This is a genomic window from Streptomyces sp. NPDC005648 (assembly GCF_040605395.1).
In the GTDB taxonomy this organism is placed as follows: Bacteria; Actinomycetota; Actinomycetes; order Streptomycetales; family Streptomycetaceae; genus Streptomyces.
This window is the reverse complement of record NZ_JBEXCS010000073.1, coordinates 14883-27962: the sequence shown is the minus strand read 5'-3', so window position 1 is coordinate 27962 and position 13080 is coordinate 14883. Positions and strand designations below refer to the sequence as shown.

11 protein-coding genes and 2 pseudogenes are annotated in these 13080 nt (G+C 68.8%); 7 read left to right on the top strand and 6 right to left on the bottom strand.

Annotated elements, in window-relative coordinates:
• Positions 1–11: 11 nt before the first annotated feature.
• Positions 12–785: a maleylpyruvate isomerase family mycothiol-dependent enzyme gene (locus tag ABZT17_RS32610; RefSeq protein WP_356354174.1), complete on the top strand. Its 774-nt coding sequence runs from the start codon at positions 12–14 to the stop codon at positions 783–785.
• A gap of 165 nt (positions 786–950) precedes the next feature.
• Here ABZT17_RS32610 and ABZT17_RS32605 read toward each other — a convergent pair whose 3' ends face one another.
• The gene (locus ABZT17_RS32605) at positions 951–1166 is read right to left on the bottom strand and encodes a hypothetical protein (protein ID WP_356354172.1); all 216 of its coding nucleotides are present in this window, start codon (positions 1164–1166) and stop codon (positions 951–953) included.
• A 380-nt stretch (positions 1167–1546) separates the two neighbouring features.
• On the opposite strand from ABZT17_RS32605, the pseudogene ABZT17_RS32600 reads away from it, so the two are divergent.
• From ABZT17_RS32600 to ABZT17_RS32590, 3 genes and pseudogenes are all read left to right on the top strand, one after another.
• Positions 1547–1861, top strand: a pseudogene (locus tag ABZT17_RS32600) (siderophore-interacting protein); the annotation flags it as partial.
• A gap of 544 nt (positions 1862–2405) precedes the next feature.
• On the top strand, positions 2406–2675 hold the full coding sequence (locus tag ABZT17_RS32595) for a hypothetical protein (RefSeq protein ID WP_356354193.1): 270 nt from the start codon (positions 2406–2408) through the stop codon (positions 2673–2675).
• Between the two features lie 14 nt (positions 2676–2689).
• Positions 2690–2920: pseudogene (locus ABZT17_RS32590) on the top strand (cytochrome P450); the annotation flags it as partial.
• 90 nt (positions 2921–3010) lie between these two features.
• Here ABZT17_RS32590 and ABZT17_RS32585 read toward each other — a convergent pair.
• Positions 3011–3169, bottom strand: coding sequence for an Arc family DNA-binding protein (locus ABZT17_RS32585; RefSeq protein WP_356354170.1), 159 nt, complete (start codon positions 3167–3169; stop codon positions 3011–3013).
• Positions 3170–3197: 28 nt separating this feature from the next.
• On the opposite strand from ABZT17_RS32585, the gene ABZT17_RS32580 reads away from it, so the two are divergent.
• Entirely contained in the window at positions 3198–4421 is a 1224-nt protein-coding gene (locus ABZT17_RS32580; RefSeq protein WP_356354168.1) for a transposase, read from the top strand.
• A gap of 1083 nt (positions 4422–5504) precedes the next feature.
• Here ABZT17_RS32580 and ABZT17_RS32575 read toward each other — a convergent pair.
• From ABZT17_RS32575 to ABZT17_RS32565, 3 genes are read right to left on the bottom strand one after another with little or no spacing between them, the layout of a single operon-like run.
• Complete coding sequence (locus tag ABZT17_RS32575) at positions 5505–6053, bottom strand: DUF742 domain-containing protein (protein WP_356354166.1); 549 nt, start codon at positions 6051–6053, stop codon at positions 5505–5507.
• A 15-nt stretch (positions 6054–6068) separates the two neighbouring features.
• Complete coding sequence (locus tag ABZT17_RS32570; protein WP_356354164.1) at positions 6069–6503, bottom strand: roadblock/LC7 domain-containing protein; 435 nt, start codon at positions 6501–6503, stop codon at positions 6069–6071.
• Positions 6500–8872, bottom strand: coding sequence for a nitrate- and nitrite sensing domain-containing protein (locus tag ABZT17_RS32565; RefSeq protein ID WP_356354162.1), 2373 nt, complete (start codon positions 8870–8872; stop codon positions 6500–6502). The genes ABZT17_RS32570 and ABZT17_RS32565 overlap by 4 nt, the downstream gene beginning before the upstream one ends.
• A gap of 504 nt (positions 8873–9376) precedes the next feature.
• On the opposite strand from ABZT17_RS32565, the gene ABZT17_RS32560 reads away from it, so the two are divergent.
• Both ABZT17_RS32560 and ABZT17_RS32555 read left to right on the top strand, forming a co-directional pair.
• The gene (locus tag ABZT17_RS32560) at positions 9377–9769 is read left to right on the top strand and encodes a DUF485 domain-containing protein (RefSeq protein ID WP_356354160.1); all 393 of its coding nucleotides are present in this window, start codon (positions 9377–9379) and stop codon (positions 9767–9769) included.
• The gene (locus tag ABZT17_RS32555; RefSeq protein ID WP_356354158.1) at positions 9766–11361 is read left to right on the top strand and encodes a cation acetate symporter; all 1596 of its coding nucleotides are present in this window, start codon (positions 9766–9768) and stop codon (positions 11359–11361) included. Before ABZT17_RS32560 ends, ABZT17_RS32555 begins: the two co-directional genes overlap by 4 nt.
• A 546-nt stretch (positions 11362–11907) precedes the next feature.
• Here the strand turns inward: ABZT17_RS32555 and ABZT17_RS32550 are convergent.
• Positions 11908–13077, bottom strand: a complete 1170-nt coding sequence (locus ABZT17_RS32550; RefSeq protein WP_356354156.1) for an esterase-like activity of phytase family protein — start codon at positions 13075–13077, stop codon at positions 11908–11910.
• Between the last annotated feature and the right edge of the window lie 3 nt (positions 13078–13080).

The following is a 13080-nucleotide window of genomic DNA, read 5'->3' as shown; positions in this document are numbered from 1 at the left end:
TGATCGCGCTCATGACACCCGAGGACGCCATTGTCGTCACTGCCGACCGGATCGCGGAGCTGCTGCGGGCAGGGGCCGACCCGCACACGCCGCTGCGGGGCGCGGAGTGGACGGTGGGAGAGGCGGCGGCACACCTCGCGCTGGCTGGGGAGCTGATGGCGGACATCGGGGCGGGCGAGGACCGCCCCTACGGCAATGGGACGCCGGGCGGCCTCGCGGCGGCCAACCGGGCGGCGCTGGCCGCCTTCCCGCAGCGGGATCCGGCGGTCCTCGGCACGGAGATCGCGGACAAGGCCCGGGCCTTCGTCGCGGCCGCGGCCGGCCGCAGCCCGCGGGAGGCGGTACTGACGCCGATGGGGCCCATGAACCTGGCCACCCTGGGCTCGTACGTGCTCACCCACCTGCTCGGGCACGGATACGACATCGCGGTCGCGCTGCGTGGGCCCCACATGGTCGACCGGGAAGTGGTCGCGTTCACGCTGCCCTTCATGCGACTGGCCATGCCGCGTGTAGTGAACGCCGGCGCGGCCGACCATCGTGCGTGCTACGTGTTGCGGATCGGCCGCGACCGCTTCGCCGTCACCTTCGCCAACGGGGTACCCATAGTCACCGACTCCCCGCCCCGGCGGCCTGACTGCACGATAGCCATCGACCCCGTCGCCTTCCTCCTCCTCGCCCTGGGCCGCTGGACCGCCCCCACCGCCATGGCCCGCGCCAAGGTCGTCGTCTGGGGCCGCAAACCCTGGCTGGGCCTGCGCTTCCCGCTGCTCTTCACGGCGCCATAGCCAGCGGACCACAGGGCGACGAGCTGCCATTCCTGGTTGGTTCCGCCCGTGTTGGGCGATTGAGCAGTGTGCATCGTGGAAACTGCGTGTCGGATGGTCTGGTGGGCGTGGGCGTGGGGATGCCCGGCCAGGTCCGGGGCGGTAGTCCAGCGACAAGATCGTCGGTCATCGGGCAACTTCCTTGTTCGTGAGGAGCAGCAGGGCCCGCACCAGCGCGGTCGCCCACTTCGGATCTGTGCGGCCCTTGCCCAGGACGCGCCGGTTCTTCAAGTGCGCGAAGCCGTGCTCGCCCGGGGCACGCACCGCGGCCAGTGCTGTGTCGGACAGCTTCTGGCAACGGGTCAGGGGCCGGTTCCGGGCGGCCTTGTAGCCGGTGATCACCGCCAGTTCGGTGTCCGGGCCGCTGTCGTCGAGGGCGACGAAGTGCAGGTCGGCGAAGCGCGCAGTGAGCCGTCGGCCGGGTCGTCGTAGCCGACGTCGGTCATGAACATGGGCGGGTTGACGGGTTGCCCCAGGGGCTGTCAGAGGCGCGGGAGTTGTTGAGCGCGCTGAGCACAGCCTCCGTTCCGCCGGCGGCCTTGCGGATGTCGTCGATGTCGGCGGGCGTGCCCTGGATCAGTTCGAAACGCCGGCCGGGGCCTGGAGGGCGTCGGGGTTGCGTACGAGCGGGCGGACGCGGTGGCCGCGCCGTGCGGCCTCGTTGAGGACCAGCCACACTCTTATCGGAGCCACACCTCTATCGGAGGTAGTCGAGGAGATGGATGACAGTGTCCGAACCCGCGCCGGATGAAGCCGCCCCCTCTTACCTCGCCTCCCCTGAACCGGTCGTGGCTGGCGGCGCGAGAGCAGACCAACCGCGGAACGCTCCGGCACCGGCCGGCCCGGAATCGCCCGCCGCGGGGCCGTCGGGGCGGCGGCGGCCGGTGATCCGTCCGGTGAGCGTGGTGGGCGTGTCTCGGCTGGCCCCGCGGCTGGTGTCGGTGCTGCTCGCCGGCCCCGCATTGGACGGGTTCTCCCTCGAGTCGCCGACCGCGCACATCAAGGTGTTCCTGCCCGCGCCCGGGCAGCAGGCCCCGGCGCTGCCGGAGTTCGGCTCCGACGGGCTGGTCTGGCCCGAGCCGGCCGCCCGACCGACCGATCATCCGCACCTACACCCCACGCCGATACGACCCGGCCGCCGGCATCCTCGAAGTGCAGTTCGTTCTCCACGGCACGGGAGCGGCGTCGGCGTGGGCCGAACAGGCAGCAGTCGGCGACCAGATCGCCGTCGCCGGCCCAGGCGGCCGGTTCCGCCTCGACCCGCAGGCCCAGCACTGGTGGATCGGCGGCGATGAAAGCGCCCTGCCGGCGATCGCCATCGACGGGCGCCCTGCCCCAGCTGTACGCGGCGACCGCGCCCACTGTCGAAGGGGGACAGTTCCTCGGCCCCCACGGCTTCCGAGAGCTGCGGGGACATCCCACGATGGTCCGTCCGGACCCCGCGGCCGAGGACTCGGAGACCGCGCGGCGACTGTGGCAGCTCTCGGAGGACTTGACCGGCGTGTCCTATGCGGCCACCTTGTCGGCCTGACGCGACGCCGACACAGAGTGCTCCACAACAGCCAGGAGCGTGGACAGACAATGCCGGTAACGCCGGAGGTGCCGCTGCAGATGCGGCGCAACGGCTTCCACCCGGTCGAGGAACTGGCCCAGGCCCGCGACGGCGAAGGCGTAGTGCGGATGATGGCGCCGTTCGGCGTGCCCGCGTATCTCGTTCTTCCCTACGAGAATGTACGCGAGGTGCTGTCGGACCCGCCCCGGTTCAGCAGTACCTTCCGTACGGGCGGCACACCTGGTGGCTCGACCCGGGTGAGCGCGGAGGAGCGGAGGCGATACGGACCGGGAACCTGATCGGGCTCGGCACGCCGGAGCACACGCGGTTGCGCCGGATGCCGACCCCGGAGTTCACGGTGCGCCGGATGCGCCGGCTTCAGCCACGGATCACCGAGATCGCGGATTCGGCGCTGGACGACATGGAACGAGCCGGCAAGCCGGCCGATCTGGTGTCGAACTTCGCGCCGCCGGTGCCGTCCTTGGTGATCAGCGAGCTGCTGGGGGTGCCCTACGCCGACCGCGCCGAGTTCCAGGACCGCTCCGCTCACCGGATACCTCCGAGGATGCCCCGGCCTTCAGGCCGGGGAGGAATCGGAACCCTGCGGAGCAGGGCAAGGAAAGAGTAATCGCCCTCAGGGCGATTGGTCGTCTGCCGAGGTGCCGCCGTGCCCGACCTCAAGCCGGTGCAGGATCTCGGAGTTGAGGGACCTGCGGGCGGACTTGGCCTGAGCGACCAGCCACTCATGCAGGTCAGCGGGCAGCCTGAGCGTGATGCGAACTTCATGATCCATGCCTCAACTGTAGTGGTAGAATGGTGGCATGACGACACCACAAATATCGGAGGGCGCCGGGCATGCCCGGTACACCTACCGGCTCCGCGTGTCGTCCACCGCCCGCACGGCGCTCCTCGCCGAATGGAGCAAGTGCCGGTGGGTGTGGAACGAGGCCGTCGCCAAGTCCCGCCAGACACACGCCCACAACCGGGCCAACCCCGGCGACAAGCTGACGTGCGGCCCGGCGCAGCTCGACAAGATGCTGACCGAAGCCCGCGCGAAACTGCCGTGGCTCCGGGAAGGCGCGTCGGTGCCGCAGCAGCAGACGATCCGTGACTTCGCCAAGTCCCGTGCCAAAGCGCGGAAGGACATCAAGGACCGCCTCCCGGTCAAGCAGCGCGCGGGCATGCCGAAGCCGAAGAAGAAACGCGAGGCGCAGCCCACGCTGAACTACACGCAGCGCGGGTTCCGCCTCAAGGACGGGCGTCTCCACGTCGCGGGCGGCATCGCCCTGACCGTGGTGTGGTCGCGTGAACTCCCGGCCGTACCCTCGTCGGTGCGTGTGTACCGAGACGTGGTGGGGCACTGGTACGCGTCGTTCGTCGTCGCCATCGAGGTGCATCCGCTCCCCGAGACCGGCGCCGTCCTCGGCGTCGACTGGGGCGTCAAGGAAACCGCCACCACCACATCCGACGCCCACGACCTCCCGCACCCGCAGCACGGCCGCAACGCCCAGGGCAGGCTGACCCGGTACGACCGGATGGTGGCGCGTCGCAAGCCGAAGAAGGGGCATGCCGCCTCGAAGGGCTACCGCGAGGCGAAGAAATGGCGGGCGAAGACCTACGCGAAAATCGCCCGGCAGCGGCAGGACACGGCCCGCAAGTGGGCCAAGCGCGTCGTCCGCGACCACGACGCCATCGCCGTCGAGGACTTCCGTGCGAAGTTCCTCGCGAAATCGACCATGGCCCGCAAAGCCGCTGACGCGGCGATCGGCGCCACGAAGACGGCCCTGATCGAAATGGGCCGCAAGCACGGGCGGGACATCCGTCTCGTGCACCCCGCGCACACCACCATGGACTGCGCGTCGTGCGGAGCGAGAACCAAGCACGCACTCCCTCTTTCGGAACGCACCTACGCCTGCACCGCGTGCGGAGTCGTCTCCCCCCGGGACAAGAACTCCGCGCGCGTGATGCTCGTCCGGGCTGGTCTCAACCCGGCTGGTGTCGAGGGCGTAAGACCTCCGGGAGCGCTGCTCCCAGAGGCAGCCTGAGCCAGGAATCCCCTCCCCTCAGGGAGCGGAGGATGTCAATGAGGTCGACTCCTCGCACTCACTTGGTGATGCACGCCCACCCGAACGAGACCGTCAAGGTGATTCGCGAGGCGCGCGCGTCCGTGACGGTTTGAGAACGCGAGTACCTGATCGAGCGCTCGGAATCGACGTGCGTGAGGAGCGCCCCGTGAACCCATTGGACGACCCGTTGACGGCGATTGTGTCCGCCTATGCCTCAGTCTTCGAGGACCTGGCCGCTGCGACTACGGGGCGCACCCGAAGAGGCCCGCAGGGCACCGTGCTCGCGATCTCCGGGGCGCCGATTGCCCAGCGGCGTCCCCGCTTGAGTCGACGGGGGCGCCGAAAACGTGAGGGCGCCGCGGAGTCCGGAGTCGTGGAGTTCTGGTTCGTTTGTTCGTTGCGGTGTGTCATGTGGGCTCCTGGGGTCGTGTCCCGTGTCGTGGTGTAAGGGATCAAGCCTTACTCGTTCCGGCACGAGGCCCCTGACGATCTCCGGACGGCAGCCCGCGAGGCGCCCCCGCAGAGGCGCGTTGAACATCCGGTCCGGCGGAGTCACCCTCCCCGAACTGCGGATTCCGGACACTTGATCCGCTACAACACCCAGCGGGACACCATCCTGGTCAGAGCGGTTCGCCTCGAACTGCTGAACATGCCGCGCGAGCAGGTTCCGGGGCAGACCATCGCCGAAGCTGCCGGTGCCCTCCGCACCGGCCCCGGCGCAGAGTCCCCAACTTGCGGGCCCTGGTGCACAGTTGCCCGTATCCGACCACCCCGGCCGGGGCGGTCTGAACCGCAATGGCGCTGTGATGGCGCCTGGTTGACGGCAAGGCCCCTATGGGAACACGCCCTGCGACTCGGTGACGGTGGCACCATCCCGTGGCGGCAGCCGACAAGTCCCGCACAAAACACTTCGGTCGGACCCCCGCGGGCGAGGTCTGGCATTCGGGCTCGGCTACGCGTCGGGGTCCACAGCCGGGCTGCCGACCCAGGCGGTGCACTGTGTCCAGGCGCCGCACCAAGAGCGACGCCCGTACTGTGCGCAGTCAGCCCACAGGAGCAGGTTCAGAGCTGGCGCAGTCCGATCAGCACTCTCTCCATCAGTGCTGTGGTCGGGGCGTCGCCGGCCTCGGTCGCCGCCTCGTGGACGATGATCATCCCGCGATCCGTCATGTCACCAAGGAGGACCTTGGCCACCCCCAGCGGCACCCCGACGAGCGCCGCCACCTCGGCCACCGACCGTGGTTCCCGGCATAGATCGAGCACCGCGTGGTCCCACTGGGTGGCAGCGCCGGAGACGCTGCGCGGACCGGCGGCAGTGACGAGGGTCTCGACCGCGAAGTGATGGTGCGAGCTGGTACGGCCGGCCGTCCAGGCGTAGGCGCGGACGAAGGACGCCGGTGCTTCCGGCTCCACGTTCGGCTGTGGGGCGGACGGCGGCGCGGCTTCGCTCTCGTCGTGCGTCGTGTCCTTCGGCGTGCCACGCGTGCCGGCCGACTTCCACCGTCGTCGTCCGGTGCCGAAACTGAACGCGTTGAGCACGTCGGCGAAGGTCTGTTCGTCCTCCGCTTGCTGGTCTCTTCGAAAGCCGGACGGGCCTTCACCGGTGCTCATGGTCTCTCCGTCGGGCTATCGGGCCGCAGCCTGCTGGAACCGCTGCAACTCCGTACGGAGTTCCGGAGTCAGCATCTCGCCGACCTGGTCGACGAGCACGGTCATCTCAAAGGCGATCTGGCCGATCTCGCAGTCCGGCGCCGCCAGGGCCACCAGACACGAGCCGTCGCGGATCGACATCATCAGCATGTTGCCGTGCTCCATCTGGATCACCGTACGCAGCGCGTACCCGGTGTCCATGCAGTCGGCGGCGGCCTGGATCAGGCTGATGGCACCCGCCGCGATGGTGGAGAGCTGCTCGGCACGGTCATCCGCCAGCTGGTCCGAGGCGGTGAGCAGCAGCCCGTCGGCCGAGATGACCACGGCGTGCGCTACATCGGGCACTCGCTCCGTGAAGTTGGTGACCAGCCATCCGAACTGGCTCACCTCCGTGGAGTGGGTTGGTGTCATGGGTTTTTCCTGCCCGTCGCCGATGGATTGTGCGTCTGGTCGGGTTGCGCCCGACGGATGCCCGACTGGTAGCTGCTGAGGAAGCTGTGGGTGCGGCGGGCGTGCTGGCTCGCGGCGGCTTCGTCCCCCGAGGGGGATTGCTCGCTTCGGGCCGGAGCTGGTCGCGTACGCGGAACCCTCTTGGGCAACCCGGCCGCGGTGATGCCTGGCGACTGGTCGGGCTCCTTCGCGGCCCCTGACGCGGATGCGTCCACGGTTTTGCCGGCGCTGCCGGCTGCCGTCGCCGCTGCGGTGAGGGCGAAGGGCCGCTGCGGCGGGCCCGACGCCGTGTCAGCGCCGTTCGTCCGGCCGCCCTCGGCCCGCCCGCCGCTCGACCGGCCTCCTCGCGTCCGCGTCGGAAGCGGGGCGGCGGGGCGTTCGGCCATGGTGCCCGGCTGGTCCGCGCGGGCCGGCGCCTGCGCCGTGACCAACTTGACCGGTACCAGCACACGAGCCCGCAGTCCCGGGACGCCCGGTTGCGCGCTCAGGTCGACGGCGATGCCGTGCCGGCCGGCCAGGCGGCCGACCACGAGCAGCCCCAGCTGCCGTGACGCGGGCGCGTCCGTGGCGGCGGCCGTCGCCACGCGCCGGTTGGCCGAGGCCAGGTCGCGCTCGCTCATCCCGATCCCCCCGTCCTGGATCTCGATCAGCAGCGAGCCGTCGGACTGGCGGGTGCCGCCGATGACGACCCGGCTGTGTGGCGGGGAGAACGTGGTGGCGTTGTCGAGCAGTTCGGCCAGGAGCCGCACCAGGTCACCGGCCGCATACCCGATCACCTCGACGGGAAGGCCAGGCTGAACGTGCACGCGCTGATAGTGCTCGATCTCGGAGACGGCGCCCCTGAGCACGGTGTCGAGCGCCGCGGGGTGGGTGGAGCGCACCAGGGTGCTGCCGCACAGGATCATCATGTTCTCGTTGTTGCGCCGCATCCGCGTCGCCAGGTGATCGAGCGTGAAGAGGCTGGCCAGTTGCTCCGGGTTCTCTTCGTGCCGCTCCAGCTGTTCCATCAGCAGCAGCAGCCGGTCCACCAGGCTCTGGCTGCGCCGGGAGAGGTTGACGAGGGTGTTCCTGAGGTCACCTCGCAGTGCGGCCTGCTCCGCCGCCAGACGTACGGCCTGGGCGTGCATGGTGTCGAACGCCCTGGCGAGCTGACCGAACTCCTCTGTGGTGTGGACGGGTACGACATCGACCACCGTGTTGGCCTGCCTGCCCTCGCGCATGCTCTCGACCGCGGCCGGCAGGCGGTGTTCCGCCACCTCGAGTGCCGTCGAGCGCAGGACGGTCAGCGAGCGCAGCAGATGCCTGCCGATGCCGAGACCGATGGCGAGGGCGAGCAGGAGCACGGCGAAGAGGATGACGGACGCCATGCCCGCCTGGTTGCTCGTCCGGTCTTGCAGCTGGGCCGCCGATGTGCGCAGCTTGGAGAGGAATCCGTCCGACACCTTGTCGATGAGCGTCGCGGTGGTCTGCGAGTCGCGGTTCCAATTCTCGACCGAGGTCGGCAGCAAGCGGGTGTTGTGCTTCTTCGCGCCCGACGCGACGGGCGTCGCCAGCACGGCGCTCACCACGTGCGCACGGCGGCTGACGGCGGGGCCGGTGACTGTCCGCTGGTATCCGCTCAATTCCGTGGCGGTGGCCAGGGCCTGGAAGTCACCGCGCCTGTCCCGCAGTCGTATGTCGGCCTCTTGCAGTGCCTTCATGAGCGTCGGGGTCGTCGGACGGCCTCGGCCGGCTGTCTGGAGCAGAATCGCGTGTTCGAGGTGGACCTGCTCCTCGCCGGCCTCCAGGTCGTACAACGCGGTCGCATACCTGGTGAGTTGGGGGGTGTCAAACTTGCTGACGAGCGCCTGGTCCAGATGGAGCAGCCCCGTGATGATCGTGCCGTAGTCGTTGAGCGCGGTCCAGGAACCGATACGTGCGGACGTGACCTGGGTGCGCAGGGCGGGCAGGCGGTCCAGGAGGCCGACGGTCTCGCGGTAACGATTCGCCGCAACGCCCGCCAGGTCGATGTCCAGTTTCCTGGTGTGGGCGACGGTGGTGCGGGCACGGTCGACGCTGCGCTGCTGCTGCCGCAGATCAGCGGTATCGTCCACGGCTCGGGCGTGCTGGGCACTGAGTCGTTCGACGGACATCGTGCGTTCCCTCTGCAGGGAGTCCAGCAGAGTCCGCAGCTGGCCGCGCATGGTGACCAGGCGTTGCATGTCCGCGTAGGAGTTGGCGCGGGTGACGTCGTCATGGATCTGGACGACGCCCAGACCGACGGCGAGCAGGACGGGCACGACCAGCACCGCCGCCAGCTTCACCAGCAGCGGCCAGTTGCGCCACTGCACGAGCGAAGCCCCTCGCGACGGCCGTACCGGCCGCGTCGCCGCGTGCCTGGCCGCGGTCACGACAGGAGCTCCGCATTCGGAACTGCTTGCTCGCACGTACCAGTCACGATGCTGTTTTCTCCCGGGTTTTCACCTGAGCACAACGGGGACGCCCGCATTTCAAAAGCTGTTCCATCTCCAGGTTCCCGAATGCGAACCGATGCCGGGCATCGGGTGCCCACCCGCCAAGTGCTGTGGAACCCAGGTGAGTTTAGAACAGCGAGGCCAACGGCAACAATGCGGCTCCGCATCCATCGGCCAGGGCGAACCAACCCGTTACTCACACGTCCCGCACATTCGGTGGGCCGGTGGGCCGCGCCGTGCCCTCAAGACTCAGTTCGGTGAACGGTGAGCAAAGAAAGGATCAAGTCGCCTTCGGTTGGCGACTGCTAGGGGCATTGAATGGTCTCGCTCGCCGCAGAGGCACACGTGTGCCCTCCTGCCCGAATACCCAGGAAGAGGAACGTGACCAGACCGGCGGGGCCGCCCACCTCCCCATTGTCCGAGCGGCCTGCCCGACGGGAGTTCAACGACCCCCGTCGCGACGGCGAGCCCAACTACCCGGAGATCCAGCAGAGCGAGGAGTTCGCCCGGCTGCGCAGACGGCTGCGGCTGTTCGTCTTCCCGATGAGCGCGCTCTTCTTCCTCTGGTACATGACGTTCGCGCTGCTTTCCGCCTACGCCCACGGGTTCATGGGCCGCAAGGTCGCGGGCGAGATCAACGTGGGTACTGTCCTCGGTCTGATGCAGTTCGCGTCCACGATCATGATCGTCCTGGCGTACCGGCGCTTCGCCGGGAAGAAGCTCGATCCGGAAGTGGACAGGATCCACGAACTGGCGGGAGTGGAAAAGGAATGACACGACAGATTGCCGCCGACTCGACCGGCAGTCCCATGCTCAATCTGAGCGTGTTCCTGATATTCGTCGCCATCACTCTGTTCATCGTCTACAAGGTCACCAACAGCAATCAGACGGCATCCGACTACTACGCCGCCGGCGGCGCCTTCACCGGTGTGCAGAACGGCATCGCGCTGTCCGGGGACTTCCTCTCCGCGGCTTCCTTCCTGGGAATCTCCGGGGCGATCGCCGTCCATGGTTACGACGGATTCCTCTACTCCGTCGGATGGCTGGTCGCCTGGCTTGTCGCTCTCCTGCTCATCGGTGAACGGCTGCGCAACACCGGGCGGTTCACCGTGGGTGACGTGATGGCCTTCCGCATGAGACAGCGCCCGGTGCGGGCTGCTGCGGCCAACGCCACCCTGGTGATCACGTTCTTCTACATGCTCGCCCAGATGGCCGGAGCGGGCGGGCTGATCGCGTTGCTGCTGGGCGTGCACACCAGGGGCGGGCAGGCCCTCCTCATCAGCGGCGTGGGCGTCGTCATGCTCCTCTATGTGCTGGTGGGCGGCATGAAGGGCACGACCTGGGTACAGATCATCAAAGCCGGTCTGCTCCTGGTCTGTGTGACCTTCATGAGCGTATTCATCATCGGCAAGTTCGGTTTCAGCTTCTCGGCGCTGCTGCACCAGGCCACGCAGAACAGCCCGTTGGGCGAGCGACTGCTCAATCCTGGCAGCCTTTACGGCCACAACGCGACGAGCCAACTCGATTTCGTCTCATTGGCCCTCGCCCTGGTCCTCGGCATCTCCAGCCTGCCGCACGTGCTGATGCGCTTCTACACCGTGCCCGACGCCAAGGAGGCGCGCAGATCGGTGGTGTGGTGCTCCTGGTCGATGTTCACGTTCTACCTGGGAATCCTGGTCGTCGGTTACGGCGCCACCGCCCTGGTCGGTTCCGACGCGATCGTCCACGCTCCCGGCGGGGAGAACTCTGCGGCGCCTCTGCTCGCCTTCCGTGTGGGTGGAGTCGTACTCCTGGGCGTGGTCTCGGCGGTGGCCTTCGCCACGATCCTGGCGGTCGTGGCCGGTCTGACCCTGGCGGCTTCGGCTTCCTTTGCCCATGACGTCTATGCCAACGTGATACGGCAGGGCAAGGCCGATCCCCGCTCCGAGATCCGGGTGGCCCGACTGACAGCGGTCGTGATCGGTTTCCTGGCCATCATCGGCGGCATCGTGGCCGACGGCCAGAACGTCGCCTTCCTCGTCTCACTGGCCCTCGCACTCGCTGCCTCCGCCAACCTGCCGACGATGCTCTACACGCTGTACTGGAAACGCTTCAACACCTCGGGGACGCTGTGGAGCATTTACGGCGGTCTGGTGTCCTGCCTCGCGCTCATCGTCTTCTCGCCGGCGGTCTCGGGTACCCCTACGTCGATCATCAAGAGCGTCGACTTCCACTTGTTCCCGCTCATGAATCCCGGCATCGTGTCGATTCCGCTCTCGTTCCTGTGCGGATATCTCGGCACCATGTTCAGCAGGCGCCCCGCGGATCCTGACAAGCAGGCGGAGATGGAGGTCCGGGCACTGACCGGAATCGGTGCTCAGCTGTAGCCGATCACGCTGGACCTCCAGGACGCGCCCATCAGACCCCCTCCGAGCCTCTCGGCACGGAGAGCCCTTCCGCAAGCAGGCTCCTGCCCCCGCGCGGCCGCCACTCGATGCGCGTCCGAGGAGAGCAGGGCGCACGCGTGCGAGGAACCGGAGCAGTTCGCCGCTCGCCCACGTCACTTTCCAGTCATGTCCGCCGTCGCCCGGCAGCGGCAGGGAGGCGACGCGAGCCGCCACCTCGGACGCCCCGTAGCGGGCGGCGTCGAGGGCCGGCAGATCGCGGCGTAACCGAGCGTCGGCGTCGCGGTGCAGATGCGCCGACTCCCGGTACACCGCCGCCGTCAGCCGGCCGGTCGGCCCCGAGGCGACATCCAGCAACGCCTGCCCCCGCGCCGGATCGGCATGCACCAGGAGCCCGGGATCGGCCGACCCCACATCCATCACCACGCAATCAGCCTCAGAGACATCGGGAATCGGACCGTCAGACATGGCCGCACCGTAGAGGGGCGCACTGACACGCGTTCCGACAGGCCCATGTGAGGTGGCGCGTCAGAGGTCCGTGGCGGCGAAGGCGAGGAACTGGGTCGTCTGGATGGAGGAGAAGTTGTCGTCGGAGACCAGCAGCACGGTACGACGGCCGTCCGCAAGACGCGGGCCCAGGGTGATGCCTTCGATGTTGTCGACGCGCTGCAGACCGGGCACGTCGGACAGGTCCGTGACGAGCGTCTTGCGGACCGGTGTCACCGGGCCGTCCGTCAGGGAGTCACGGCCGAGGACGTCGGTCGCGTTGTGCAGGTCGACGAGGTAGATCCGGACCTTCCAGTCGTTGGCGCTGAAGATCGAGGCGCGTTCCAGCAGCAGGAAGCGGTCATGGCCGAGTGCGACGAGATCGCTGACTCCGTTGGTGTCGGTGCTGCCGGCAGGAGGAGTCGCGAAGAGCGGTTCGAGGGGGTAGGCGTACTGCGCCGTCGGCCGTCCGGTGCGGGCGTCGTGGACGGTGAGGCGGGTCAGGGCGCCGTGGGCGGGGGTGGGGTCGGCGCCGTCCTGGTAGAGGGGGTCTTCCATGGCCGTGACGATCCGGCGGCCGTCCGGGGTGAAGGTGACCCCTTCCAGTGTCTGGTTGCGACGGGGGCCGACGGGCTGCGCGTTCATGTGCAGTTGCGGTGGCAGGGGGAGCGCGCCGATGTCCTGGCCGGTCACGGTCGCCCGTCTGATCGCCGGGTCTCCGAGCACGGCGGGGGCGTCGGCCGGGACGATCCGTTCGCCTTCGCTGGTCCACACCAGACCGCCGCCGCGCGGGTCGACGGCGATGCCCTCGGGGTCGGGAGCGATGGTCGCGGGCTGGCCTGCGGGGGTGGAGGTCGGCGGGTAGACGCTGCCGTCGGGGCGCAGCCAGGGGTGGGTGCCGGTGAGTTCGACTCCGCTGAGGCGTCCGTGCGCGAACACCGCGCGGGCCGTGTAGAAACGGGCCGGGCCGGTCGCCGAGCGGTCGTCGCTGATCAGGTAGTAGGAGCGGGTTGCGGCGTCGTAGCTGATGGCGGACAGTCCGCCGACGGTGGTGCCCTGGAAGGACAGCGCGTTCGGCAGATCCTGTTCGCCGATGAAGTCCAGGCGGGGAACGGGAGTGGTGGTTCTGGGAGCGGCCGCGGTGAGGGCCGGCAGTGTCGCGAGGGTGAGGAGCGACGCGATGAACCGGCCGCGGGCAGTACGCAGGCGCATGAG